General features: G+C 42.0%; 23 protein-coding genes and 1 tRNA gene. 8 read left to right on the top strand and 16 right to left on the bottom strand.

Annotated elements, in window-relative coordinates; genetic code table 11:
- The first annotated feature begins 6 nt into the window (after window positions 1-6).
- Entirely contained in the window at window positions 7-477 is a 471-nt protein-coding gene (locus ACPZ3T_RS04965) for a GNAT family N-acetyltransferase (protein WP_490273973.1), read from the top strand.
- On the opposite strand, the gene ACPZ3T_RS04960 is transcribed toward ACPZ3T_RS04965, so the two are convergent.
- The 6 genes from ACPZ3T_RS04960 to ACPZ3T_RS04935 form a co-directional block, all read right to left on the bottom strand.
- A complete protein-coding gene (locus ACPZ3T_RS04960; protein WP_490273971.1) occupies window positions 437-1,351 on the bottom strand; it encodes a sensor histidine kinase in 915 nt (304 codons plus the stop codon). The two genes, ACPZ3T_RS04965 and ACPZ3T_RS04960, sit on opposite strands and share 41 nt — an antisense overlap.
- Window positions 1,352-1,414: 63 nt before the next feature.
- Window positions 1,415-2,011 (bottom strand): L-threonylcarbamoyladenylate synthase, encoded by a 597-nt coding sequence (locus ACPZ3T_RS04955; protein WP_490273969.1) that lies wholly within the window; start codon window positions 2,009-2,011, stop codon window positions 1,415-1,417.
- Window positions 2,012-2,063: 52 nt separating this feature from the next.
- Window positions 2,064-2,984 (bottom strand): peptide chain release factor N(5)-glutamine methyltransferase, encoded by a 921-nt coding sequence (gene prmC / locus ACPZ3T_RS04950; protein WP_490273967.1) that lies wholly within the window; start codon window positions 2,982-2,984, stop codon window positions 2,064-2,066.
- A 208-nt stretch (window positions 2,985-3,192) separates the two neighbouring features.
- Window positions 3,193-3,993, bottom strand: coding sequence for a Tic22 family protein (locus ACPZ3T_RS04945; RefSeq protein WP_490273965.1), 801 nt, complete (start codon window positions 3,991-3,993; stop codon window positions 3,193-3,195).
- A gap of 802 nt (window positions 3,994-4,795) precedes the next feature.
- Window positions 4,796-4,869: transfer RNA gene (locus tag ACPZ3T_RS04940), tRNA-Pro, on the bottom strand.
- Window positions 4,870-4,964: 95 nt separating this feature from the next.
- Complete coding sequence (locus ACPZ3T_RS04935) at window positions 4,965-5,519, bottom strand: GNAT family N-acetyltransferase (RefSeq protein ID WP_490273963.1); 555 nt, start codon at window positions 5,517-5,519, stop codon at window positions 4,965-4,967.
- A gap of 536 nt (window positions 5,520-6,055) precedes the next feature.
- On the opposite strand from ACPZ3T_RS04935, the gene ACPZ3T_RS04930 reads away from it, so the two are divergent.
- From ACPZ3T_RS04930 to ACPZ3T_RS04920, 3 genes are all read left to right on the top strand, one after another.
- Window positions 6,056-6,208: a hypothetical protein gene (locus ACPZ3T_RS04930; RefSeq protein ID WP_490273961.1), complete on the top strand. Its 153-nt coding sequence runs from the start codon at window positions 6,056-6,058 to the stop codon at window positions 6,206-6,208.
- Between the two features lies 1 nt (window position 6,209).
- Window positions 6,210-6,929, top strand: a complete 720-nt coding sequence (locus tag ACPZ3T_RS04925; protein ID WP_011318303.1) for a hypothetical protein — start codon at window positions 6,210-6,212, stop codon at window positions 6,927-6,929.
- Between the two features lie 101 nt (window positions 6,930-7,030).
- Window positions 7,031-7,963: an alpha/beta fold hydrolase gene (locus ACPZ3T_RS04920; RefSeq protein WP_490273958.1), complete on the top strand. Its 933-nt coding sequence runs from the start codon at window positions 7,031-7,033 to the stop codon at window positions 7,961-7,963.
- Between the two features lie 96 nt (window positions 7,964-8,059).
- Here ACPZ3T_RS04920 and tsaD read toward each other — a convergent pair whose 3' ends face one another.
- Window positions 8,060-9,109: a tRNA (adenosine(37)-N6)-threonylcarbamoyltransferase complex transferase subunit TsaD gene (tsaD, locus tag ACPZ3T_RS04915; protein ID WP_490273956.1), complete on the bottom strand. Its 1,050-nt coding sequence runs from the start codon at window positions 9,107-9,109 to the stop codon at window positions 8,060-8,062.
- 329 nt (window positions 9,110-9,438) lie between these two features.
- Between tsaD and ACPZ3T_RS04910 the strand changes: the two genes are divergently transcribed.
- The 3 genes from ACPZ3T_RS04910 to ACPZ3T_RS04900 all read left to right on the top strand — a co-directional run bounded on the left by ACPZ3T_RS04910 (window position 9,439) and on the right by ACPZ3T_RS04900 (window position 10,755).
- Window positions 9,439-9,933 (top strand): Photosystem I reaction center subunit III, encoded by a 495-nt coding sequence (locus ACPZ3T_RS04910; RefSeq protein ID WP_490273954.1) that lies wholly within the window; start codon window positions 9,439-9,441, stop codon window positions 9,931-9,933.
- Between the two features lie 38 nt (window positions 9,934-9,971).
- Window positions 9,972-10,118 (top strand): photosystem I reaction center subunit IX, encoded by a 147-nt coding sequence (gene psaJ, locus ACPZ3T_RS04905; RefSeq protein WP_490273952.1) that lies wholly within the window; start codon window positions 9,972-9,974, stop codon window positions 10,116-10,118.
- 124 nt (window positions 10,119-10,242) lie between these two features.
- Entirely contained in the window at window positions 10,243-10,755 is a 513-nt protein-coding gene (locus tag ACPZ3T_RS04900) for a photosystem I reaction center protein subunit XI (protein WP_490273951.1), read from the top strand.
- Between the two features lie 92 nt (window positions 10,756-10,847).
- On the opposite strand, the gene gmk is transcribed toward ACPZ3T_RS04900, so the two are convergent.
- The 5 genes from gmk to hetZ all read right to left on the bottom strand — a co-directional run bounded on the left by gmk (window position 10,848) and on the right by hetZ (window position 17,069).
- Window positions 10,848-11,450, bottom strand: coding sequence for a guanylate kinase (gene gmk / locus ACPZ3T_RS04895; protein WP_490273949.1), 603 nt, complete (start codon window positions 11,448-11,450; stop codon window positions 10,848-10,850).
- A 287-nt stretch (window positions 11,451-11,737) separates the two neighbouring features.
- Window positions 11,738-12,004 (bottom strand): extracellular matrix/biofilm regulator RemA, encoded by a 267-nt coding sequence (remA, locus tag ACPZ3T_RS04890; RefSeq protein WP_015137727.1) that lies wholly within the window; start codon window positions 12,002-12,004, stop codon window positions 11,738-11,740.
- 306 nt (window positions 12,005-12,310) lie between these two features.
- Window positions 12,311-14,635, bottom strand: coding sequence for a transglutaminase TgpA family protein (locus ACPZ3T_RS04885; RefSeq protein WP_490273947.1), 2,325 nt, complete (start codon window positions 14,633-14,635; stop codon window positions 12,311-12,313).
- A 258-nt stretch (window positions 14,636-14,893) separates the two neighbouring features.
- Complete coding sequence (locus ACPZ3T_RS04880) at window positions 14,894-15,871, bottom strand: PatU (protein WP_490273945.1); 978 nt, start codon at window positions 15,869-15,871, stop codon at window positions 14,894-14,896.
- Entirely contained in the window at window positions 15,864-17,069 is a 1,206-nt protein-coding gene (gene hetZ / locus ACPZ3T_RS04875) for a heterocyst differentiation protein HetZ (RefSeq protein ID WP_490273943.1), read from the bottom strand. The genes ACPZ3T_RS04880 and hetZ overlap by 8 nt, the downstream gene beginning before the upstream one ends.
- Before the next feature lie 208 nt (window positions 17,070-17,277).
- Between hetZ and ACPZ3T_RS04870 the strand changes: the two genes are divergently transcribed.
- Window positions 17,278-17,751 (top strand): hypothetical protein, encoded by a 474-nt coding sequence (locus ACPZ3T_RS04870; RefSeq protein WP_490277119.1) that lies wholly within the window; start codon window positions 17,278-17,280, stop codon window positions 17,749-17,751.
- A 195-nt stretch (window positions 17,752-17,946) separates the two neighbouring features.
- Here ACPZ3T_RS04870 and sds read toward each other — a convergent pair whose 3' ends face one another.
- The 4 genes from sds to ACPZ3T_RS04850 all read right to left on the bottom strand — a co-directional run bounded on the left by sds (window position 17,947) and on the right by ACPZ3T_RS04850 (window position 25,233).
- Entirely contained in the window at window positions 17,947-18,918 is a 972-nt protein-coding gene (gene sds, locus ACPZ3T_RS04865) for a solanesyl diphosphate synthase (RefSeq protein ID WP_490273941.1), read from the bottom strand.
- A gap of 1,377 nt (window positions 18,919-20,295) precedes the next feature.
- Window positions 20,296-21,153 carry a glutamate racemase gene (gene murI, locus ACPZ3T_RS04860; protein WP_490273939.1) on the bottom strand — a complete coding sequence of 286 codons (858 nt, stop codon included), beginning with the start codon at window positions 21,151-21,153 and terminating at the stop codon, window positions 20,296-20,298.
- Between the two features lie 102 nt (window positions 21,154-21,255).
- On the bottom strand, window positions 21,256-23,109 hold the full coding sequence (locus ACPZ3T_RS04855; protein ID WP_490273937.1) for an N-acetylmuramoyl-L-alanine amidase: 1,854 nt from the start codon (window positions 23,107-23,109) through the stop codon (window positions 21,256-21,258).
- Between the two features lie 276 nt (window positions 23,110-23,385).
- Window positions 23,386-25,233 carry an N-acetylmuramoyl-L-alanine amidase gene (locus ACPZ3T_RS04850; RefSeq protein WP_490273935.1) on the bottom strand — a complete coding sequence of 616 codons (1,848 nt, stop codon included), beginning with the start codon at window positions 25,231-25,233 and terminating at the stop codon, window positions 23,386-23,388.
- Window positions 25,234-25,283 lie beyond the last annotated feature (50 nt).

Below are 25,283 nucleotides of genomic sequence, written 5' to 3'. Positions count from 1 at the left end.
TACATCATGAACCACCCTCAGATTCAGTTTTGCGAACATCGCCATACTCAAATAGACCTTTACCAACTCCAAGAGCTATTTAATCTTGCAGCTTTTTGGGCAAAAGAACGCAGTATTCAAGATTTGAGTATAGCTATTGCCAATAGCGATCCGGTAATTTCTGTATGGGATGCAGAAAAGTTGATTGGTTTTGCTAGGGCAAATTCCGATGGTATCTATCGGGCAACAATTTGGGATGTGGTCATTCACCCAGATTATCAAGGTACTGGACTAGGTAGCAAATTAGTTGAAACTGTTTTAAGCCATCCCCGAATGCAGGTTGAGCGAGTTTATTTAATGACTACTCACCAACAGAAATTCTACGAAAAAATTGGTTTCCAAGTTAATAACACTACAACTATGGTGCTGCATAACCAATCGAATATTAGCACTTTAACTACTGTGGAAGTTCACCTGCAAGAATCGCTAGGGGCATAGATATCTGTAGTCTAGTTAAAGGCTCTGGTTCAGAGATGGGAGAGGGTAAAATATCTAATTTGCCTCCCATCACTTCTAAGAGTTTGTGATTTAGTAATAGCTTCATCCCTGGAGACAAAGCAGTTTTCTCTGGCTCACCCTCAACAGAATTTTCATCAGATTTGAGTAAATCTATAGACTCATGATTAACGAAGGCATGATGAGGTAAATCTAGATAAATTTGGACAAAATTAGGATCAATAGCAGTAGAAATACAAATACTTCCTTCTGTCATCTGAGAAATAGCATTATCTACTAAATTGAGTAATATTTGCCTCAACCATCTTTGATCAGCCAAAACACAAGTCTCGCTATCTGGAGGCAAAATTCGCAACTTTAAATTGCGATCTACTGCCAACATATAAGTTAAGTTATAAACTTCTTGTAAAATCTCAGCTACAGGTTGGGGTTGAATATCTAGCTTGTTAGTCCCGTGTTCTGTACGGACAACATTGAGAATTTCATCCATCAAATGTAATAGTTTTAAAGCCCTTTCATGAGCTTGTTCAATAAATTCCCGCTCTTCTGCTGGATTTTCACATAAATCTGACAAAATTAACTGATGTAAGCCAATCAGACCATTAAGAGGCGATCGCAATTCATGGGTAGTACGTGCTAAAAATCCCCCTTTAAACTGGCTCATTTCTTTGGCCATTTCATAGGCTAGCTGTGTATTTTCGATCTCTTGTTGAGATGCTCCCGTGTGCTTTTGATCTTTTGGGGTGATTGGTGAATCACTAGAAACGGGATTTACAGACCTTTTTGTTACAAATCCACGATAACCCAACCCTATTAATACTCCGACTCCGAGGTATATCCAGTTACTCCAACTCATAATTTGGCAGTTATTAACTTTTTAATTGACCACAAAAACAAACAATCACTTTCCAGCTTAAACTTAAACATCTAAGTGTAATGCACCTTGACGTAAAATTTGCCAATTGCTCCCTGTCCATTTAGCAACAGTTGAAGGTTGACTCAGTGCAGTATTTTCACGGAAAAATTCTGTATCTCTGGATTTCAACGTCAACACTTCCGGGAACTGAGCATCAATTTCTGCCATAGTTTCTAAAGCTGGCTGACCCGATAAATTAGCACTTGTAGTAGCTAGAGGGCCTGTTTGAGATAAAATTTGTCGAGCGATCGCACTATTTGGCACTCGAATCCCAATGGTTGTGGGATCATTGGGATTCATAGCTGAGGGGACGCGATCGCTAGCCGGTAATACTAATGTCAATGCTCCCGGCCAATACTGATTTACTACTTGCTGCCAAATCTGATATTCTTCCGCGCTACCTCGGACATACGGCCATAAATCTTCTGCCTGAGCCGCCATCAAAATCAACGGCTTATCTTGACTACGCTGTTTAGCCGCAAAAATCAACGCCGCTTTTTCTGGGAGAGCCGCCAGCGCAGGAACAGTATCCGTAGGAAAACTGACTACAACACCAGCACCAACGCCAGCTATTAATTCTTCTAAAGTAACTTTAGCCATAGTAATTCGTAATTCGTAATTCGTAATTCGTAATTCGTAATTTACTATTTAATTACAAATTATGTTTGGCATAAGCTAAAGCAAAGCGTTCCACACCTTCTAAATCTTTGTGAATTTGAATGTTTTCATAACTACCTTGCTTTTCTAGGAGCATTGTCACAGCCTCAGCCTGTCCTGCCATCATTTCAATTAACCATACGCCACCAGGTTGCAAATAACTGGGGGAAACTTCTATTAATTGGCGAATGTCATCTAGTCCATCCACACCGCCATCTAAGGCTAAATGTGGTTCATGGTTAACTACTTCTGCTTGCAGTGTCGGCACAATATAGCTGGGAATATAGGGAGGGTTAGAAACCATACCACTAAATTGACCTTGCATCGCTGCTAAAGGCTGCCACCATGACCCTTGATAAAATTTGATCCTGTGAGCTAAACCGAGATTATGGGCGTTTTCCTGGGCGATCGCTAAGGCTTCTGGACTGTAATCAACAGCATGAATTGTGGCTTGTGGCAAGGCATCCGCCAATCCCAAGGCGATCGCACCACTACCCGTCCCTAAATCTACCCAATTCCCTTGTTGTAATTGTGACTGAATATCTCTGGTAGCTGCCATTAAGGCTAAATCAATCAAGCATTCAGTTTCTGGTCTGGGAATTAAAACTGCACTTGACACCTTCAGTCTGAAATTTCGCCAAGGTGTACTACCAGCAATGTACTGTACTGGCAAGCTATCCTTTAAGCGTCTTTGCCAAAAATGCTCTAACTCTTCTAAAGACAAAGCCATGTAAATCTCAGCTTGGTCTTTAAAAGAGTTTAAACGCAGTGATAATCGTTCTAATCCTGCTATTTCTTGTAATAACCAATCTATTTCTGCTAAAGGAATATTATCAGCGATCGCTTGTGCGATCGCTCTATTACGCCACTGCCAAAGTTGTAAACCAGAGACTAAATTGATTTTCTGCTCTACCATTCCTGTTGAGGGCGATCGCTACTTCTTAGTCTTGTTAATTCATAGGACTTACGCATTGAGCAAAATCATCAGGTATTCAAGGTTGATTTTTCTAATATGAGATAGCGATCGCTGCTGATTCAAATCTTATTCGCCAAAATACCAAAACGACCTGATTGTGTGAATACACATGATGTCCCATTTGTACACTGCGTAAGTCCAATGTTAACTATTTTTTGGGAGCAGGTCTAGGTGCTGGTTGATTTGGTGCCGGGGATTTCTGCACTAGCGATCGAATAAAACTGATCGACTCTCGTGAAGGATACAGAACAATTTTATTGATCATAGGATCATTGCTACTATTGAGAGCTTCCATCACACCAAACAAATCCACCACTTGAATCTCAGTATTAGCACCTTCCTGTGGTACAGCTTTTTTGAACTGATCTAACAAAGCCACTGCTTGCTCTTTCTCAAAAAAGAAAGGGATATACCGTTCATTACCTTGTGGCATCGGGATCGTCAAGTAGCTATTTTCTTTCTTAAATTTAGGTACAAATAAAGGAATACCATTGAACTGGTTTCCTTTTTGACCACTTTGATTTAACAGGCTAATTGCTGACTCTACCTGATTTTGCATGGGCATCAAAGTATAAATGATAGAGTCTGATTTCTTTTTGCCTTCTAAGACTATTTTATAGTAGTCAGCTAAGGACAGAGGTCTTACTTGTAGCGTGCTTGCCAATTGGGGATTTTCTTTCTTGAGGCGATTATCTAAAAATTTCTGAGCATCCTGCCTACTAATAAAAAATCCGACTTGAGAGATTGTCTTCCCTTGGTTGTTCCTGGAAATAATGACAAATTCCCCTTTAGCATTGGTCAGCGTAAATACAGGAACTTCTTGCAGTTTTTTAACTACCTGCTCTTGTGGTAATGCCACTGCTTGTAGATTCCCTATTACTGGCAAATCGGCAGATAATATACTGCCAGCAATACCCAATATTACGCCCAAGCGAACCAATGTTTTCATGACTGTTACTCGCATCAATAGTTCAATTTAGTTATGAAGTTAGATCAATGGTGGAATTGGCACAGCACCAACTAGTCTTAGTTATATAGCAATCCCTTTGAGATGTGAAAAAATTCTGCAAGCGTTAAATGCTAACCATCATCTCGTAAAACGTGATATTGTCAAGCCCCTGAGAATCGCTATCTTGAATACTTACCACTAGTAGACTCTCATCAAGTGTATTTTTCTCACATTCACCCTGCTATGCGTCCAACAATACTGTAAATGCCTGGGATATATAGCCCTTTTACCACTTATGCAGCAAAAAATTTTTCACCTTCAGGCAGTCAATGCCATTGTATTGCGTTTCTCAGATATCACAGACACAATCAAATAATTAATTGTTCCATTACGGGTGAGTCTAGATAATCAAAACCAAATTTATAGCCGTAGCTAGATAGATTAACTAGAACGGTGTAAATAATTAAAGGTTTGTAGTAAGGACTTTAGTCCTTATGAGAGGACTAAAGTCCTTACTACGAACTAAATGCAATTTTTTTTACATTACTTTACATAGTTTGTTTTTTTCAAGTCGTTTTACTTAGGAGATCAAACCAACATAAAATGCTGATAATTAAAGCTTTTCAAGTCTGTCAAAAACTGAGTATGGGGTCTTTTAAGGGCAGGTTTTTCCTGTAAATAATTCCAGTGAGAACTTTAAAACCCAGGAAATTATTAGACTTTCAACCACCCCTACGCCCTGCCCCAACGAGGGGTGGTCAATACTAAAAATGGTGCAGTGGCTTTTATTGATAATTTAAAATCGGGATGACAGGATTTGAACCTGCGGCATCCTGCTCCCAAAGCAGGCGCGCTACCAAGCTGCGCTACATCCCGTATAGCTGATTTGACTTTAATCATGAATCAGCATTATTAACACTATACCATAATAACTGACTTTTTTATAGTCAGCTATATTCTGGTACAGAAAATTAATGAGGATACCAGAACATACCTTTGATACCTTCTGGATCGGGCATAAAACCCATAGTGCGATAGAAATCTACCACATGAGGATCGGCAAAAAGAGTCACATTGCTAATTTCCTCACTTCTGAGTTTTTTGAGGACGTATTTCATCAATGCCTTACCCATTCCTTTGCCTTGAAAGTCTGGATGAACTACCACATCCCAAATAGTGGCGTTAAAGGCATGATCTGAGGTAGCACGAGCAAAACCAATCAGTCGCCTTTGGTTGCCTCGTACCTGCCACATTGAGGCGACCAGAAAACTATGCTCAATAGCTTTTTTGACCTTTCTTAACGGACGACGCGACCAACCGACAGCATCACAAAGTTCTTCTAGTTCATACAGGTCAATATCTCGCTCAGTGCTAAAAACAATACGTTCTGCACTCCGGGAGACTCCTGAGGCATCACTGTTGGAGTAAGAGTTGCCTGTAGCGTCTACTGTATGCTCTTCAAAAGAGTTTGTTTTACTTGTTGTCGCAGATTCAGAAGTGCTAAACCAAGTTTTCCAAAAACCCATGCCAAGGTGGTTCGGGGAGTATAACTGAATTGGATTCTATTAGTGAGGTATCCCAACTAAGCTCCGCTATAGTCAGGGCTGCCCTAACGCGCCGCTACGCAAACGCGTCTCACTTGCTGTTGCTCTGTTGAGCGTATTCATTACTGAATACCCGGAACTGAATCCGATCTAAGTTTTACAGAGCGTTTTTCGGCAAAGCCGTTTATCTGCTATAAGAAACTTACTCAAACCTGATTGAACTAGGTCATACAGATCGATCTTCTTTTCTTGCTTCAACCAAGGGAGTAGGCTCCTTCTTGTCCACAAGCGTCAATTCGGATGTAGCCCATCCTACTCAGGGATTCTACTATTGTTTCTGAATCTTCCTCTCAATTTGTTTAGATATTATGGGAGTTTTTCATGGTAACACTCTGTTAATAGCGTGTTTCACACCAATCATATTCAACTTTAGCACTTTGTTGTCAAGGCTAGGAGAAATTCCTGAACTAACCTAACACACGGATATGGCTTCGCAATTCAGTTGATTGCAGGGCAAGATGGGGAACACTAGGAACACAGGGGAATCAGGAAGTAAAAAGGTAAAAAGCAAAATCAGCGCATCTGATGACTTTTTGATTTTTTATCTCCAGTCCCCAGTTCCCAGTCCCCCAATTCCCAGGCGAAATCAGCAAGCGAGTTTTAACACCTAAGATGGCTTCTGGCTTAAAATCTTCAACACTGGAACTTCTAAAACGCTTTAATCGAGCGTTCCCCCAGTTTTATGAGCAATTTGTAAGCAGTGAAATTCAACTGCAAAATTTACGGTTAGCTTATCGTCTCTATAAGACCAAACGGGCTGTAATTGAGCTAAAACCAGAAGGTAGTAAAAGTGCCTTGCATTTTGCTTACCGCAATCAGTCCTTTCTCCTCAGTGATATTTTTGGTGTATTGGCAGCTTATGGGCTAACAATCCACGGTTTAAGCTTATATGGGCAGATTCGCCCCCCCATGCTCGTTTTTATCAAACTTTTGGTATCTCGTGGTAGTAAAGCCCTAACAGAGAAAACCGCAGAAAATGTTTGTCGTGCCATTCGGGAAGCTTTAGGGGGAAGATTTGAGGTAGAAGAAATGCTGGCAGTAGAATTTAACCTAGATGTTGGCTTAGAACAGGTACAGACTGAGTTTTATGTTGATCCAGTGTTTCATCTGCCTGCTTTAGTGATTGAAGCGGATAATCAGCCTGGTTTATTTTACAAGGTTATGTATGCCATTTGGCAGGAAGACCTGTTAGTTGTGAATGCGAATTTACTGGTTTGGCGGGGACGTACAAGGCTCATTCTCTACTTATTAGGGCCAAATGAAAGCCTAATTCCTGAATATCTAGGACATAAAATCGCTGAAGGAGTACGTCAAAGATTGTTGGGTAAGTAGTTTGAATTTTTTAACTGTTTTTTTGTAGGATATTTTGAATTTTCGATAGTTTGTCTCCCTGTGTATCCAGTCCTATCCACTGTTAAGGGTAGGATATAAGTATGGCAACTATTGAAATCTTGGGTTTTCCACACGCATACGAGCTAACAGCTCCAACGTCCTGCCCCCATGCTTTAGTATTTATCCACGGTTGGCTCAATAGCCGTGGATACTGGCAACCTGTGATTTCTCGGTTGTCAGCTGATTTGCAGTGTCTGTCATATGATTTACGAGGCTTTGGCGAATCTCAGTTACAAATAGACACTGATTTTAGTCAAACACAAAGTTCTGTTAATTTGGCCTCTACCTCCGTTGATCCCCTTAATTCTTCTGGTGAGTCCGTCCATACACCAGAAGCCTATGCTCAGGATTTAGTAGCCCTTCTGCAACAGTTAAATATTACTAGTGCTTGGTTAATTGGTCACTCATTGGGAGGGACGATCGCTCTTTGGGCAGCTGCTCAAATGCCTGAGTGTATTAAGGGTGTAATTTGTATCAATGCAGGCGGTGGTATTTATCTCAAAGAGGCTTTTGATCAGTTTCGTTCCGTAGGACAAAAATTTTTACAAGTCCGTCCCCGATGGCTGTCTCAAGTACCTTTAATTGATTTACTGTTTACTAGAAATAGTGTATCTCGCCCTTTGGAGCGTTATTGGGCGCGTCAGCGCGTCATTGATTTTGTCGTGGCTGATCCACAAGCAGCTCTGGGATCATTATTAGAATCTACAACAGAAGAAGAAGTCAATCGTCTACCAAAGTTGGTATCACAGTTAAAACAACCAGTTTATTTTCTGGCTGGTGCTGATGATAAAGTCATGGAACCTAAGTACGTGCGTCATTTAGCTAGTTTTCATAGGCTTTTTCAATACTGTGGTGACAATGTAATTGAAATTCCTAATTGTGGACATCTGGCAATGTTGGAACAGCCAGATGCTGTGGCTGTTCATATTCGGGAAATATTGATCAAGCAGGAGTCAATGGTTAATAGTAATTAGTTATTGGGAATGGGGAATGGGGAATGGGGAATGGGGAATGGGGCATGGGGCATTTAATTTTGAATTTTGAATTTTGAATTTTGAATTGATTTGCCCCTACACCCCTACAGAATATAATTTCATCACTTGGGTCAATGGCAGTCTAGATTCTACACCCAAGGTGAGGGGTGAGGTATGACCACGAGAGAAATGATCGGCGGCGGCACAGGCAATCATGGCAGCGTTGTCGGTGCAAAATTTTAAGGGTGGGAAAAGGACGCGGATGTTATGCTCTGAGGCTGCTGCTTGTAAGTTTTTTCTTAAGCCACTGTTGGCTGCTACGCCACCACCGACAGCAATTGTATTGATGCCATAATCAATGGCACAGGCGATCGCTCTTTTGGTTAATGCCTTGGCTACAGTTACCTGAAAGCTGGCTGCTATGTCCGCTACTGGCAAAGGTTGAGCATCTTTTTCTAACTGCTGTACTAAACGCAATACTGCCGTTTTCAATCCGCTAAAACTACCATCATAAGGATGAAAACCTCCTCCGGGTAAAGACACCTTGCCTTCTGGTAGAGCAAAGGCTTGGGAATTTCCGCCTTGGGCTAATTGATCAATCACCGGGCCACCGGGATAACCTAACTTTAACAATCTAGCTACTTTATCAAAAGCTTCTCCTGCGGCATCATCACGAGTTTCTCCCAGGGTTTCGTAAATACCACATTCTTTAACATAAATCAAGCTTGTGTGTCCGCCAGAAACCAGTAAGCTAAGAAAAGGGGGATCTAATGTTGGCTCACTCAAATAAGTGGCATAAATGTGACCTTCGAGGTGATGAACTCCCAAAAATGGTTTGTTGTAGACAATCGCTAAAGTTTTGGCAGCCGTTAACCCCACTAACAACGCTCCGACTAATCCAGGGGCGCAAGTGGCGGCGATCGCATCAATATGTTCCCAAGTTAATTGAGCTTGTTCTAAGGCTTGGGCGATCGCCACATTTATCGTTTCTAAATGCTGGCGAGATGCCACCTCTGGTACTACCCCACCATACTGCTGATGTACTGGAATTTGAGAGGTAATAATACTGCTGCAAACTTGACGATTTTTAACAATTGCCACAGCAGTTTCATCACAACTAGTTTCTATCGCTAAAACAGTTACCATTGCTACAAAGGCGTAATCAGTGCTGAATTTTCTATGTGGAGTGTTAGGCTATGAGCCGTCAGAGTATCTTTGGTAAAACCTAGAGTAGTCTTACCAAACTCAGTCTTCAAGGGTGAGTTATATGCTATAAACAAACACTCAGCACTCTCCACTTATTACTCATCACTCCGTAATCACTTGTTTGAGAAGCTTTAACTTTTATTTACTTCAACTTTACTCGATTCCCGCCCAAGAGTATGATGACTTGCTAGTTAAGCAAATAAAGAATGTACAAGCCGCTTCGTTTTGTACAAAAAACTTTTTCTTTTGTAATAAAAGGAAACACATCCATGAAACGATTGTTTGCTTTGATTTTGGTGATTTGTCTTGCGTTCAGTTTTGCACCTCCAGCTAAGGCTCTAGGCGCGAACCTGACCCCCTGTAAAGACAATCCTGCATTTCAAGCATTAGCAAAAAACGCCCGTAATACTACAGCCGACCCAGAATCAGGCAAAAAACGTTTTGAACGTTATTCCCAGGCACTATGTGGCCCAGAAGGCTATCCTCACTTAATTGTTGATGGTCGCCTTGATCGCGCTGGTGATTTTTTAATTCCTAGCATTCTGTTCTTGTACATCGCTGGTTGGATTGGTTGGGTAGGTCGTGCCTACTTACAAGCCATCAAAAAAGAATCTGACACCGAGCAAAAAGAAATTCAAATCGATCTCGGTCTAGCACTGTCAATCATGGCTACAGGTTTTGCTTGGCCAGCCGCAGCCGTCAAAGAACTGCTGTCTGGGGAATTAACTGCGAAAGACACAGAAATTACTGTTTCTCCTCGCTAATCCAACTTAATTCACTCACTTATTTTGGAGAGTAAATCATGGCAGACAAATCTGATCAAGGCTATTTGATTAAGTTCATTTCCACAGCACCTGTTGCAGCTACTATCTGGCTAACAATTACAGCCGGTATTTTGATTGAATTCAATCGCTTTTTCCCTGACTTACTTTTCCACCCCCTACCATAAGAAGTCAAGGCAACAGGGCAAACAGGGCATTGGGAATCATCATTTCCTTTGCTCCTGCCATCCCCTGAGACCTTGGTTTTCTTGATGAAAATGCGATCCTTCTAATTTAGAGGCAACCTAAAATATGCAAGCAGTAGACGCATCCAAAAATCTTCCCAGCGATCCCAGAAATCGGGAAGTTGTTTCTCCCGCAGGTGATCCACAAATCGGTAATCTGGAAACCCCAGTTAACTCTTCTCCCGCTATCAAGTGGTTCATCAATAACTTACCTGCCTACCGTCCAGGGTTGACTCCCTTTAGACGTGGTTTAGAAGTCGGTATGGCGCATGGTTACTTGCTGTTTGGCCCCTTCGCTAAACTAGGGCCACTGCGTAATGCGGACAATGCTAATTTAGCAGGATTGTTGGCTTCTATAGGCTTGGTTGTGATTCTGACCGCCTGTCTATCTTTGTATTCCAACACTAACCCCGCTAAAGCTCTACCTAGTGTAACTGTACCTAATCCCCCAGATGCTTTCAATTCCAAAGAAGGCTGGAATAATTTCGCCAGTGCTTTCTTAATTGGTGGTATTGGTGGTGCAGTAGTAGCTTATTTCTTGACCGCTAATTTGGCTATCATTCAAGGCCTGATAGGCTAAAATTCTTGGGTAATCGGCCATGGGTAATTGTCATAGCTTTTTGGCTATTACCTATGTCCGATTACCAATTAGCAAGTTGTTAAAACAACGCTTTATTTGCCAAACACAGCCGCCTCAATGGCATGAAGCGCAGTTTCTAAATCATCATTGACGATTTGAATATCAAATTCCTCAGCCGCTTGAATTTCTTCATGGGCGCGTCGTAGACGGCGGACAATTGCCTCTTCAGAATCCTGTCCGCGTCCACGGATGCGTTTCTCTAGTTCAGCAAAGGAAGGGGGCAAAATAAAAATGCTCAAAGCTTCCGGGAAGGAAGCACGAATTTGTCTTGCACCTTCTAGTTCAATCTCCAAAACTACCAATCTACCGGACTGCACTTGATTGAGTACAGCTTCCCGGGGAGTGCCATAGTAGTTACCAGCAAATTCTGCTGACTCTAGAAATTCGCCTTGAGCAACTAACTGTTCAAACTTATTGCGGCTAATAAAATAATAATTTTTGCCATTAATTTCCCCTGGACGGGGGGCGCGAGTCGTAGCGGAGACAGAGTAATAAAGTTCTGGATGACGCTGTAAGAGCGATCGCATTAACGTCCCTTTCCCGACCCCACTAGGCCCGGTTAAAACAATTAGCTTGCCTGACAAAGCACTTTCTTCGGTAGTAGCACAACTCTGGATGGGTAAAACTTGCATCATCCGTTAAACCTGTGAATTAATCAAGGGACATGATTCGTTAGTAAATTAGTAATTTAATCTGGTATGTGTCTCCAAAGCAATCCTTAACTAACGAATTTGTAGCACTAGTGACAGAAAACTTGTCTAACTCACATGGTACTGCTGATGTGATGTAACTAGAGATGGGATGTTATACCAAATTGGACTAGGTAGTATTGTTTTGAGTTTTTGGAATAGCCTATCAATCTAGGCTTTCAATCCAAAATCCCAAATCTAAAATCCAAAATTAGTATGAATCCTCATCCGCATCAATTTTCTACTGTATGATGCTCCCTAGAAATCACGAACCGATTAGCTACCGTTTCTGGTTGAATCGCCGACAAAATTACATGACTAGAATCAGTGATAATCACAGCCCTAGTCCGACGACCATAGGTAGCATCAATTAGCTGACCTCTGTCCCTAGCATCAGTAATAATCCGCTTAATTGGGGCAGATTCTGGACTCACAATGGCAACAACTCGGTTGGCCGAGACAATGTTACCAAAACCAATGTTAATTAACTGTATCTCCATAAAAAAACTGACACCAAATGTGGTGTACAAAGCTAGAAGTGAATTTATTCCCATGTTATCCCTAAAAAATGGGACTTACAACGCATTCATTCTATACAGCTTGAGTTTTTTAATAACGTCTGCTTTTTTCAAGAGTTCCTCCGTTGAATTGCATAAAATATGCCCATAGAGACAGGAAAAAGTATACCTATAAGAGCTAATGCCAAGTTTAATTGTTAATAGTATCTAAAAGTGATTTGTCAACATCATATTTTTCTGCAAAATCTACATAATTTTGCAGAAAATGATCACTAGTTATTAAGTAAATTATTGCCTCTGTTGACTGGGAGATTTTTTCAATTCTTGCCATTTTTGTCGCAGTTCATGTAAGTTGGCAGTCCTACCTCCATAACGCCAACTTACATAAGCTTGGCAAATATCATTGATTACCTGAGCCTGATCTGGACTGTGATACTGAGATGCTACTTGGGCATACTCCAGAGGCGTTTGTGCTGGATGCTTACCTAAGCCTTTTTGTTCTACCCATTGCAGCATTTGTTGATACAGACTTTCCATAGGTGGTAGTTTACCTAAGTGACGGCGATACAACCACTCTCGCCATTGCATCCAACCCAGCCAACCCAAGAAAGCGGTTGTAGTTGTTAAGATCAAGCCAGTTAATATACCTACCCAACCTTGAGTAAATAAAGCAAAAAACCAAGCGATCGCTTTAGTAAACCAGCTAAATACTGCCCCAAATACATGATTTAAAAAGCCTGTGACTGGAGAAGGTAGCCACCCAGCCACCCAATGCCAAAATTGGCGCAATACACTAAAGGTCTGAGTTTCTTCAATGGAAGGGGGAATCAGGGGATGATTGGGAATAGGGTCAAAGGTAAACCAACCATATTCGGGAAAATAAACTTCCGTCATGGCGTAAGCATCGGTATTCCGTACCACATACATCCCCGTAAAGGGATTAAATTCCCCTGGCGCAAATCCTGCGACTAAGCGCGCTGGGATACCAATGGAACGGAGCATGACTGTGAGAACTGTTGAGAAATGGTCGGGATAACCGCCTTTATGTTTAAATAAAAACGCTTCTACCAAGTCTTCTTTTTCATCTAAAAAAGGGAACTCTAAGGGATTTTGCGGGATGGAATAATTTTGCTTGAGGTACTGAGCTAAATAAAGAACTTTTTCGTAGGTTGCATCTAAGCTTTTTTGGGATTTTCCTACTCGTTGACGGTTGTAGTTAGCTAATATTTCCTCAGTACGTTGTCTAACTTTGGTGGCAATTTCTGGGGGTATTTGTAGATAATACTTGGCAATATTGCGGGGATAATCTGTTTTGGCTGTTCCTAATAAAGTCCGATCGCGGTAAGGTACATCAGAAATGACTGTATAGGTGAGGTCTTCTGATAATCCCACAGGCGATCGCAAGCCATTTTCCTTATCCACTGCAATCATCGGTGTAGGAAAGTAAATTTCCCTGGGATAAGACAAAGCTGGAATCAGGTTAGGTAAGTCTGAGACGATCGTGTATGTTTGTACTACTTCTCTAGTTTTGCCAGATAGAGGTGGCGGTGGTAAAAAAATCTGATAAGACCAAGGCGATCGCTTAATCGTTGTCACATCTTCATTACGGGAAACCTCCCAGCCTTTACCTGTGTACCGATCAAAGGCTAGCACTCGCCAAAACCCCTCGGCTTGCGATCGCACCCGCATCACTACTTTGGGTTTCATCTCTCCCCGGAGGTTTTGGTTAATCTTGCTATTAAAACCGTAATAAAACCCGCTATCTACCTGCCCTGGTTGCCCATTGTCATTTGGTGCATTACTATTACCATTACCTTGATTGTCAGCGTTACCTTGACGGACATAACCAGGATTAATAATACTGCGACCAGTAAAGCTACCTTTGACCTCAATAGGGGAACTCACGGGAAAAGTCCGCAGTTGATAGCCGGGGAAGCGGGGTAAAAATGCAAACACTACCAACCCCAACCCCAAAACTACGGTAAATAGTAAAAAATATTTAGGTAATTGTTGAGATAATTTAAATGTTTTTGACTTTTGGCTGGTGACTGGTGATTTTTTCAGTCCCAGTTGTGAACGATAGTTGACAACTAAAGTCGGCAGAGCGATCGCTAAAAATAATAATAATATCGGTGCAAAGGCTAAAGTTTGACTCAGGGTAGCCGCCACACCCAACAAAATTAAGCCAATCACTATCGAATAGCCCAGGTTTTTGCGCCTAGGTACATCAAAGCTATGTAATATTTGCAGTTGAACTAATAACTCCGCCAAAACTAACCGCGTATCATTCAATTCGCCAAACAACCGACCAAAAAAAGCCCCCAAAGCCATTAACATCCCAATGGCAATGCAAAACTTGATGGTGACATTAGCTTGACGACGGCGGTAATAACTCCAACCTGCACCTAAAAGACTGAATGGAATTGCCCACAAACTAAATGTAGTATTGGCAGCAATATCTACGGCTACAATACCTGTGATTACCAACGCTAGCACTAGTACCCGCAAGGAAATGGAGTCTTCCACTTCCACTAATGACGACCCCTGGTCATTGTGTCGTCCATAACTTACAGGCAGATGCCAAAATCGATTCAACCTGGTTAAATTAAACATTTTCCACTTCGGAAAAGCTATAGATTGTAGATGCTGATAGAGACTAATTTTCGGGAAGTTCCGTTAAGAAAACAGGAACTCCCCGAAAGCAGCCTTTGGGAGTATAAATGTCTTGTAAATTTTCATTCTCGTTGCGGGTGATTGTAGAAGCCCTAATGACCGCCCTTTGAGAAACATATATTTTCGATGCAAAACCACGATAATGCTCTTATCTATTGGTGTTGATCAACAATGGTGTGCTAGCGGTGGTAATCTCAGTTAAATTGTGGGATTAATCACAAATAACAATGGCAACTGCTCCATGTCTGGACACTCAACTTCTAAAGTGTAAGTTGGGTGAATTTCCTGACAAGCGATTTCTACACTCAAGCATCCAGGAATTGATAACTGTGCCATAGCAATAGAGTTATTGCCCCGCAGTGTCAAGATTCCTTGAGTGGGTAAATCACCATAAACACGTAACAGTTTTGTCTGACCTTGGGAGTGGTATTCTACCCGGAGGTTGAGAACACCTGCACTAGTTAACCACAGCCTTTCTACAACTGGCTTGCTTGGTGACACTGGTAGAGTCAGGTTATCTAACAGTTGTTGGGCTGCCATCAGAGAAATCGCCATTTGCTGATGAGAACCTAAATCGGAGTAATCACTCTCGATATGAGGCATTGTCTCTAAAGTTTCTGACGAACGATAGCTAGTGCGTAACACCAAACCAGCAAGATTGTTGATTGTGTGCGATTCGTTAGGGAATAAACCTTCCACCACTTGCACTAATTTTGCCCCAATGGGTAGGGAAGATGTCAGCATCTGTTGACATCTTGCTAATAATTCTTGAAATACTTTTTCTGGTAGGGGGATAGGTAAATTCAGCTTTGATTGCTGTGCCATCCACCCCCAGTTAGGGGTAAATACTAGTGATGGCTCATCCAGAGATTCTGGATAGTCTACTATTTGTGTTTCCCAGGGAAACAAGGGTGGGTGGTTTTCGGTGTGAATTTGTAACCGACGCTTGATGACGGCTTGAAAACGTTCTTGCACAGTAGGAATTTCTCCTAATAAAAAGGTGTGGGGTATACTTCCCAACTTTAGTTCACCACGATTTTGAGTGGGACTTTGGTTGAGAAGGTGATCTCCCTTCTTGGTATCTTCACAATTTCCCTGTTGGTTTTCTGGTTGATTAATCATACGTGCCAGAAAACCGAGTAGGTACTTTCGTAAGGATTCTGAGTCACTATTCATGAGTAGATGCACTAGATCCGGATACTAAGGAATTACGAATTTCCCAAGCTTGTTCTAAAATTTTAAACCACCGTTTTTGTAGTTGTGCCATTGATAACCCTAGGGCTTTAGCAATTTTGTCATCGGGTTGTCCTTGTTGTTTTAAGTCTAGTAAAGCTCTCTGTTTATCGTCTAATTGGGATCTGTAGTCTTCCCACTGTTGGGGAGTCAAACCCAAGTTGGTATGTAAAGATGCCTCTAACCACTCATGTACTAGCTCCCATTTGTGTAATAAAGCAAACCTAATCAAATGATACTTAAAGCGTTGTTGTAAGTAATCTCGCTGACGGGGAGTTAAACCTAAAACGTTTTCAATTTCTTGAGCTGACATATCTTGGAGGCGGAGAGAAAAGTAATCAGCACAATCAGATTGATCACGTTGCTCCAAATAACTCATCAATTCCGTAATCACGACGGAACGGAGTGTATCTTCTTCTGGTTCGGGTGCAGCTTGGGTAGCCATAGCGGAACGCAACTGCTGTACGGCTGGTTCTTCCCAAGAACCATCACCTTCATTGCTGCTACCTTCTGCGGCTTGTTCAATATCAACGCTAGTTTCTGGGGGTTGCTGTTGAGAGAAAGTCTGAGCGCGGAGAATAATTAACTGTTGTTGACGACCTGGGAGGGGAATGCGCCGCTTACCGTAACGTTCGGTAAATGCCATGTACTCTGCCAGTTCTAAGAGAGTTTGGGGACGATAGGTAGGGCCAAGTTGATTTTCCCGACGAAAGGCGTTTAAGGCTTCTAAATAAAAACTTTGGAGGAAATCTTCTATAATTGTCAGCCGCCCTTGATAACTTAATTGGCGTTGGGGAGGATTAATGTAACGATAAATAATGGCACTTAGTGTACTATGTAATTCAACTCTGCCTCGGTTAGAACCCAATTGATAATATCTCAAACACTGTTGTAGCCTATGTTTGGCTAGGGTCATAGCTGAATTTTCGACAGCACCAGAAGCTTGAATACGTTTACTTTCTTGGCAAATACGGTATACTTCGGTGGTGATCCGATTGGCTACATCCTGGCAATTCTTCTCTGAAGCTTTGGTGAATTGCTGAAGCTCTTTGTAGGCAAGTTGGAAGATTACCCCCTCACCGATAGTGTTTTCTGGGAGAGTATTAACGGTTGGAATAGTTGCTGTTGCGGCTGAATTCATAGTGTCGGTTGTCAAAAGACCCTATACATAAACTTAAATAGAACTTGTGACGAAGGTGGGTATTGGGTTAATGGTTTTGCCTATAAGCTAAACACATACCCATCCTTGGTTAAGGATGTGGTTGATTTTATTATTCCCAACTCTAATGGGATTAATCACATGGCGATAAATGTTATTGCCTTTACCCAACAGACGTGAACAAGTGATGATGGATTTAGAAACACAAATTCAATTGCTGATTAACAATGCACCCAAAGATGGTGTAACACCACATCTTGTTGCAGCAATTGCCCCTGTGCTGGTAGCGATCGCTCAAAAGTTACGTCATTCCCAGTACCATATTCTCCAAGATGGGGAGGGTAGCTGGGTTTTAACTACCTTGAGGAATCGTGTCAACCCAGGAATCGAAAAGCGTGTGGTTTACGCTTTCCCTACCATACAGGATGTTTCCCTAATTTCCCCTGCTGGGCTAGACCCTCAAATTGCCACAAAAATTGTTCCCGCAACGCACATTTTGTTCCAATTGGTGGCATTAGAACCCGTAGATAGTATCGTTTTTTTGGAAACGCCGGGTAAAACCACTCATTCGTATGAGGTTAAGCGTTCTCAATTCCAAAAACTCATACAAAAACAGTTAAAACAACAGTCGAATAGTACAAATATACCTCCTGGTATTGCTTAAAAAAAAATGGGATGTTGGCTGCTTTGAATACATACCAACATCCCCAAATTTTTATCTGAAAAATCTCAAAAATTTTTTCTAAAAACCCAAAAATTTTTTCAACATCATCACTCAGGAGTAGGGAGTAGGGAGTAAGGAGTAAGGAGTAGGTATTGGTTAATAGTAATTTCCCAGTCCCCAGTCCCCAATCCCCAGCTAATATAATCTGCTTAATCCATATTCAGCGATGTTGATTAACGTCTGGTGAGATTCTGAAGGCGGAAGCACAGCTAGATGGTCAATTGCTAACTTTGTATGGTGGGCAGCTAAATCTCTAGCCTTTTGTATGCCTTGACTATCTTGAATCAAGTCTAGTGCTTGTTCTAAATCTCCCTGTTGGGCAAATTCTCGCTCTATCAATACTTCCAAATAAGGTTTCTCCGGTAGAGCGAACAACACGGGTGCTGTGAGATTACCACTTTTAAGATCCGAACCTACGGGTTTACCTAAAGTGTCAGCAGTACTCGTAAAGTCTAAAATGTCATCGACAATTTGAAAGGCTATACCCAGATGACGACCATAGGCATACAAATGTTCGGCAACTTCTGAGGAAACTTCACTGAGTATTCCCGCCGCTTTACCACTATTAGCAACCAAGGAAGCGGTTTTGTAATAGCTTTTTTGGAGATAGGTATCAATTGAGATATTAGTGTCAAAGCGATTTAATCCTTGCTGAATCTCCCCGGTAGCTAAATCCATAATCACTTCTGAAAGGAGTTTGACTACTTCCAAGTTGTCTAAGTTGGCTAAATACCAAGAAGATTGAGCAAAGAGAAAATCTCCGGCGAGGATCGCAATTCGATTACCAAATAAACTGTGAACGGTAGGAACGCCCCGCCGCACATCTGATTCATCTACTACATCGTCATGTACCAAGCTAGCAGTATGAATCATTTCGGTGATTTCTGCTAATCGACGGTGACGGGGCGTAATATCTTGGTCTAACATGGTCGCCCGCGATATCAACAGCACGATTGCTGGTCTGATACGCTTTCCCCCAGCCCCGAATAGATGTTCGGCGGCGGCAAACAGAATGGGGTGGCGATTTCCAACTAGCTGTTTGAGGTTATCTGCTAGTATTTGCAGGTCTGCTTCCACAGGGGCAAACAGGGAGGTGGCTGGGGTCATGGGTGGGCGGACTCTGACTTTAGTTACGAAAGTTTACATATCCTAATGTTTATTCTAAGATAAGCCTGTGCCAGCGCAAAGTTTTGCTCATAATAATACTGATTTTTGTTCATTTGTACTTCTGACGCAACTCAGAGTATTGCTGAGTTTAAGCAAGATTTAATGTTTTTTGCTTTTTAACATTTCAATTTACGCTAATACGCTTAATGACCTAATTTGTTATATAGAGATGTGTATGATTCAATCGTGGCTCATTCATTATAAAAATAAATATGTGCTGTGTATTAATGTCCGTTTTTGAGAACTCAGTTGATTTCAGTATTGTTACTCTTAAATTTTAGCTGTCAATAGAAACACTCAGTATTTTTCATAAAAATCTTTTATATGCAAGCCCTAAGCTCTAATCAGAAATATTTATATTAATTTATGATACATACACGAAAATAGATTTACCTAAAATACGTAATATTCATTACATATTAGCTATTTTTATGTATAAATTTAATTATTTGTACTGGTCTAGAACTATCTAGAAAATTGGAAATTTCGCTTCAAAGTTAGCTTTGTTATGTTACGCTATAATCTAGGGATTTTAAATTTTTGAGTTATTCACGCCACAACAGTAATTCACTTTTTAGTGGAATTGCTTTTTCAGTGTTGTGAGTTACAAATAGAACTTCACTATCTCATAAACCAAGAAAATACTTTCTTGATTAGTGTTGATGGGGAAAGACTCTTAACTAGGAGCTAGACAATTCTGTTGAGAATTGATGTCAGGTTTTTGAAGCTGGCGTTGATGGTCAGCATGACTCCTAGTTTAAAGATGTCACTAAAAATAAAGCAGACTAGGTAAGCTGCTGAGGAGTGCAGAGTTGTATTGCTTTTAGGCAATGCAAAGCCTGTTGTCGGATGTATGGTCTGCAATTAATTAAATAGCAAAAAGTTGAACCGTAGGGATTTAATCGCTCTATCGGTGGATTTGGCGTACATTAATCCAGCCACCAAGATGTAATTTGGATGGTTCAGTTTCTGCTAATTGTATGCAATTTAATTATTTCTGAGAAAGGGTGTTGGTGGAATTATGGTTTATGGGAATGTGCCTATGATGATTTTTATTTTAGCGGCGGGATATTTGTTAACTGTTTATCTCTTATTGGGTTTAGCAAAACGTACTGGCAAAAAGCCTAGTCAATAGTCAATCAATTTTAGATTTTGCGGAAAGTTCTGTAGGCGGGTTTCCCGCCGTAGGAAACTTTTCAAGACGGATTTTAGATTTTAGATTCAATCAGGCAATCCAAAATCCACAATTTAAAATCTAAAATTCGGAGGGTCAATAGCCAATAGTCAATAGTCTACTGTTGACTGTTGAGTGTTGACTTAATGACTAGGGATATTAGCAAAATCGACTGATTCAACAATAGGGGTATGACCCAGCCAATTAACTCCAGACTGAGCAAACTGTTGGGGAGAACCACTAACAGCGAAGCGAGTTGGTAGGGGGGGGTGAGTGTTAGTTAAGCCTAGTAGCTCTAATTCTTGACTGCAAGCAGTGACAACATGAACAGCTGGGTCAATAATTTTTACGTGAGTTGGCAGGAGCGATCGCACGACTGGAGCAAGCAAGGGATAATGGGTACAGCCATAGACTAAAGTATCAATGTCTTGTTGCAGTAAAGGTTCAAGATAAGACTTAGCTACTTCAGTTGTGTAAGGGTCGTGGATGCGATTCTGTTCAATCAGTGGGACGAACTCTGGACAACCAACTTGCCACACCTCTACATCAGGGTTGATTTCTAAAATGGCGTGTTTATAGGCATCACTTTTAGCGGTGGCAGGTGTGGCGATGACACCAATACGCTTACCTTGTTGTACGGCGGCTTTTGCACCAGGAAGAATCACACCCAGAATCGGGATGTCATATTCGGCGCGGACTATTTCTAATGCGAGTGCAGAACTGGTATTGCAAGCCATGATTACCATTTTTACCCGTTGCTGCTGCATCCAGTCGAGAATTTCGCGCACAAACTGGACAATTTCGGCTTGGGAACGAATACCGTAAGGCAACCTAGCGGTATCTCCAAAGTAAACAATTGATTCATGAGGTAACTGCCGATAAAGTTGGCGCAATACCGTTAGTCCACCCACACCACTATCAAAAACACCAATGGGAGCGCGTTGAGGCTCTTGGTCTAAGCACTCGTAAAGATTACCTTCAAAGCCGGAGGATGAATACACAGGCAGATACTGATAAAAATTTGGGGATTTAAAATACAGAATTTAGCAGACAATTGGCAAAATGACTATTAAATTCTGTAGGTACATATATTGTGAATTGAATCATCTCTTTAAATATTGCAGAATACCACGAGCGATCGCCTCTGCCATCCGGTTTTGATATTCTGGTGAACCCAAACGAGGATTATCTTCCCGACCACTCATATAACCTGTTTCTACTAAAATCGAAGGCATAGAACTCTTTCTAAGGACGTAGAATCTAGCTTTACGTGTGCCTCGATCTTTGATAGTACCAATACTTTGCAATATATTTTTACGAACACTTTCTGCTAAAGCGTAGCCACTATCATAATAATAAACTTCTAAACCATTGACATCAGGGCGATTATCAACTGAATTGGCGTGGACGCTGACAAATACTGTAGCGTTAACTCGTTCAGCAATATCGACTCTACCTTGTAGCTCTACAAAGAAATCAGCATCCCGCGTCAGTACAGCTTGCACACCATTCTGTTCTAAAATTTGGGCTATCCTGCGACCAATAGGCAGCACTACATCTTTTTCTAAAAGTCCACCCAAACCAGGCGCGCCTGAATCTTTGCCACCATGTCCGGGGTCAATGACTACCACAACTTTCCCTCTAGGAACTGGGGAATTTGTGGTGGGACGGGGGATAGTTCTGGGATTATCGATATTTATATTTGATGGTTGAGGTTGGTTAGCTGATGGTAATGGTAAAGCAATTGGGGGTGTTAATCGGCGGGAGGGTTGTAAATCTAAGGACAAAAGCTGGTTACTGACTTGATTGAGTTCCCCGATTTGCACTCCTGCGGCGGGTTGTATCAAAACAACTACAGTGTTGGGGGCTTGGGGTTGTAACCGGACTCTGAGAATTGGACTATTAGGGGTAAAAGCCGGGCCTCTGACGTTAGCGGCTAATTGAGCATTATTAATTGTGATCCGGTACAATCCAGATGTTCTATCCCAACCGCCTTGAGCAAATATCGACTGGTCAGAACGAATCAAAAGTTGTGTACCATTTGCGGCTAGTTCTACCGCTTGGATAGTAGCTGGGGAATTAGTAGTAGAAGAAATAGTATCTGGGTTGTTGACTCTGGTTGATCTGATGGCATTTCTACTAGGTAAAATGACAAAACCACCGACGCTGCTGGTGCTGACTCGCCATTCCGGGCTGTTTTGCTCCAAGAGCATGGTCATGCGTACAGTTTGGGGTCGATTTTGTAATTGACTCAGTTGAATACGGCTGACACCATAACGATTGACAGTAAACTCCTGCTGTTGGAGATTTGGTGATAAAGATGCGCCAGCAATATCAATGTTGAGTAGCTGTTGATTTTTTGGGCGATTAACTTCAATGCGAGGATTACCACCACGGGTGCGGACAAAAAAGCCATCCCCTGTGACTTGGACATTCTCAATTTGAGTCACAGAGGCAACAGTATTGACTTCTGGTTCACGATTGGTGGGTGTTACCGTATAAATATTTCTAGAAGATTGGTTAGAGGGTGGTTGCTGGGCAATTTCTGGGTTTTCTATGTCACTTTCAGCTACTGGTGTGGGTAATTGGACAGTCCAACGATTGGCAGTAATACCCACAAATTTGATTTGTTGGGGGTCGAGGGTATAACCAGGGGATAGTTCTACAACTATGCGAGTGGTTTGGGGGTCAAACTGCCCGACACGCACAGCCCGAATTGCCCCCCCTACCTGTTGGGTGTACTGGGGTCTACCAAAGGTGATGCCTGGCAAATCAATCACTAGGCGTGTGGGGTTAAAAATCAGTTGTGCTTGAGGTTGTACTGCTCCTGTGGTACTGATCTCCAATCGGTTTTGATTGGCATCAAATCGCCAAGAATCCAACCTTGTTGCCCAAGCTGGCGATGACAGTAGCAATACCGTTCCCACTGTTCCGGTTACTAGCCACTCTAGTTTCACAATCTTTTCTCCTGATTCGCATTGATGAGAGCTTTTGACAGTTATCAGTAATTCAGTTATCGGTTATCAGGGACAGGAAAGTAAGCTTGATAACTGTTCACTGTTCACTGATGCCATCTCAACATATTCGCAAATCCTCACACTGTCACCGTCCAAACTTTGGCTTTGTGGCCATCAAATTTTGTCTCGGTATCAAAATCAAGCTAATGGCGTAGTGTAGCACGGAGTTTTGATTTTGCCATGTCATTTGTCCAAAAAATTATGGAGCAAAAGTAATTAGCGTCGGAGATACTGGAGAATACCACGAGCGATCGCATCTGCCATTTGATTACGATAAGCTGCGTTTTGCAACTTAGATACATCTTCTCGACCAGTTAAATAACCGGTTTCCACCAGAATAGAAGGCATAGAACTCTTTCTGAGAACGTAAAATCTCGCTCGCCGTACTCCTCTATCCCTGACATTCACACTTTGGAGAATACTTCTATGCACTGCGCGAGCTAAACCCAAACCACTATCGTAATAATAGGTTTCCAAACCATTAACATCTGTGCGTCCCCCACCAATGGCGTTAGCGTGGATGCTGACAAACACATCAGCCCCAACTCTTTCTGCCATTTGGACTCTGCCTGGGAGACTGACAAAGTAGTCAGAGTTGCGGGTCATGACTACTTGTACACCATTTTGTTGTAATACTTGAGCAATGCGCTGGCTGATGGGTAAGATAATATCCTTCTCACGGACTTTCCCAATCCCAATTGCTCCTGGGTCTTTACCACCATGTCCAGGGTCAATTAAAACTACTACTTTACCTCTAGGGATAGGACGTGTTGGTTGGGTAACAGGTTGAGGATTTCTGGGGTCTGGTAGCTGTCCTTGGATGGGAGGTAAAGGTGGTGTGGTGATGTTGCGACGAGAGCCTTGTAATTCCAGAGCTAAAAGCTGACTACCAACTTGGTTGAGAGATCCTACTTGTACTCCGGCGGCTGGTTGCACTAAGACAATAACAGTATTAGGGTTTTGGGTTTGTAATCGGACTCGCAGGATGGGACTATTAGCGTTAAAGACCGGCCCTTTCACATTGGGAGCTAACTTAGCGTTAGTAATGGTGATGCGGAACAGACCAGTATTTCTATCCCAACCACTGGTAGCAGATACATTTTGATCGGCTCGAATCAGTAATTGGTTATCAGCTAAATCGATAGATTGAATTGTAGCTACGTCATTATTAGTATTAGTGACTGGTTGTCTACTAGGTATAGTAATATTGCCTGAATCATCAGAATTACTATTTCCTGGGAGTCTGACAACGCGACTAGGAAGAACCACCAAACCACCAGCACTACTTGAGGTGACACGCCAGTCGGGGCTATTTTTGTCTACCCGTAAGGTGATACGGACAGATGGAGTGCGGGTTTGCAGTTGGTTGAGTTCTAGGCGACTGACACCATGCCTGTTCACAGAAATATTGCGCTGGGTAAGACGTGGGGACAAACTTGCACCGGCGATATCCATAAAAATCGTAGCGCGATCGCGGCTACGATTGACTTTAACTTGAGGATTACCGCCACTGGTGCGGACAAAAAAGCCATCCCCTGTGACTTGTACATTTTCTACTTGAGTTGTTCCGGCTGCGGCTGTAACTACATTATTAGAAAACTCTGGTTTTGCATTAGAGTCAGAGTCTAAAGTGACTACATTGTAAACACTACCTGGGCTGGACTGTGTACTTTCTGCCGTTGGCGTAGGTAATTGCACACTCCAACGATTAGCACTAATACCCACAAATTTAATTTGCTGGGGGTCGAGGGTATAGCCAGGGGAGAGTTCCACAACTATGCGGGTGGTTTGGGGGTCAAACTGTCCGACACGCACAGCGCGAATAGCTCCGCCCACTGTTTGCGTAGACTGGGGTTTGCCAAAGGTGATTCCTGGTAAATCAATTACTAAGCGTGTTGGCCCAAAAATCAGTTGTGCTTTAGGTTGTACGGCTTTTGTGGTGTTGATCTCCAAACGGTTGCGATTGGCATCAAATCGCCAAGAACTCAAAGTTGTTGCCCAAGTTGGCGATGCAAGTAACAACACCGTTCCCACAGTTCCGGTTAATAGCCAGTCTAGTTTCACAATCCTTTCTCCTGATTCGCATTTATTCAGAGCTTTCTACAGAGATTCAG

This window comes from Aliinostoc maniaoense, from assembly GCF_058172895.1.
The sequence above is the reverse complement of the archived record's forward strand: the minus strand, read 5'-3'. Positions and strand labels throughout refer to the sequence as shown.

Excerpts from the sequence above, each read along its gene's own strand:
- ACPZ3T_RS04965 (WP_490273973.1), top strand. The coding sequence starts at position 7 with ATGAACCACCCTCAGATTCAGTTTTGCGAACATCGCCATACTCAAATA.
- ACPZ3T_RS04960 (WP_490273971.1), bottom strand. The coding sequence starts at position 1,351 with ATGAGTTGGAGTAACTGGATATACCTCGGAGTCGGAGTATTAATAGGG.
- ACPZ3T_RS04955 (WP_490273969.1), bottom strand. The coding sequence starts at position 2,011 with ATGGCTAAAGTTACTTTAGAAGAATTAATAGCTGGCGTTGGTGCTGGT.
- prmC (WP_490273967.1), bottom strand. The coding sequence starts at position 2,984 with ATGGTAGAGCAGAAAATCAATTTAGTCTCTGGTTTACAACTTTGGCAG.
- ACPZ3T_RS04945 (WP_490273965.1), bottom strand. The coding sequence starts at position 3,993 with ATGAAAACATTGGTTCGCTTGGGCGTAATATTGGGTATTGCTGGCAGT.
- ACPZ3T_RS04935 (WP_490273963.1), bottom strand. The coding sequence starts at position 5,519 with ATGGGTTTTTGGAAAACTTGGTTTAGCACTTCTGAATCTGCGACAACA.
- ACPZ3T_RS04930 (WP_490273961.1), top strand. The coding sequence starts at position 6,056 with ATGGGGAACACTAGGAACACAGGGGAATCAGGAAGTAAAAAGGTAAAA.
- ACPZ3T_RS04925 (WP_011318303.1), top strand. The coding sequence starts at position 6,210 with ATGGCTTCTGGCTTAAAATCTTCAACACTGGAACTTCTAAAACGCTTT.
- ACPZ3T_RS04920 (WP_490273958.1), top strand. The coding sequence starts at position 7,031 with ATGGCAACTATTGAAATCTTGGGTTTTCCACACGCATACGAGCTAACA.
- tsaD (WP_490273956.1), bottom strand. The coding sequence starts at position 9,109 with ATGGTAACTGTTTTAGCGATAGAAACTAGTTGTGATGAAACTGCTGTG.
- ACPZ3T_RS04910 (WP_490273954.1), top strand. The coding sequence starts at position 9,439 with ATGAAACGATTGTTTGCTTTGATTTTGGTGATTTGTCTTGCGTTCAGT.
- psaJ (WP_490273952.1), top strand. The coding sequence starts at position 9,972 with ATGGCAGACAAATCTGATCAAGGCTATTTGATTAAGTTCATTTCCACA.
- ACPZ3T_RS04900 (WP_490273951.1), top strand. The coding sequence starts at position 10,243 with ATGCAAGCAGTAGACGCATCCAAAAATCTTCCCAGCGATCCCAGAAAT.
- gmk (WP_490273949.1), bottom strand. The coding sequence starts at position 11,450 with ATGATGCAAGTTTTACCCATCCAGAGTTGTGCTACTACCGAAGAAAGT.
- remA (WP_015137727.1), bottom strand. The coding sequence starts at position 12,004 with ATGGAGATACAGTTAATTAACATTGGTTTTGGTAACATTGTCTCGGCC.
- ACPZ3T_RS04885 (WP_490273947.1), bottom strand. The coding sequence starts at position 14,635 with ATGTTTAATTTAACCAGGTTGAATCGATTTTGGCATCTGCCTGTAAGT.
- ACPZ3T_RS04880 (WP_490273945.1), bottom strand. The coding sequence starts at position 15,871 with ATGAATAGTGACTCAGAATCCTTACGAAAGTACCTACTCGGTTTTCTG.
- hetZ (WP_490273943.1), bottom strand. The coding sequence starts at position 17,069 with ATGAATTCAGCCGCAACAGCAACTATTCCAACCGTTAATACTCTCCCA.
- ACPZ3T_RS04870 (WP_490277119.1), top strand. The coding sequence starts at position 17,278 with ATGGATTTAGAAACACAAATTCAATTGCTGATTAACAATGCACCCAAA.
- sds (WP_490273941.1), bottom strand. The coding sequence starts at position 18,918 with ATGACCCCAGCCACCTCCCTGTTTGCCCCTGTGGAAGCAGACCTGCAA.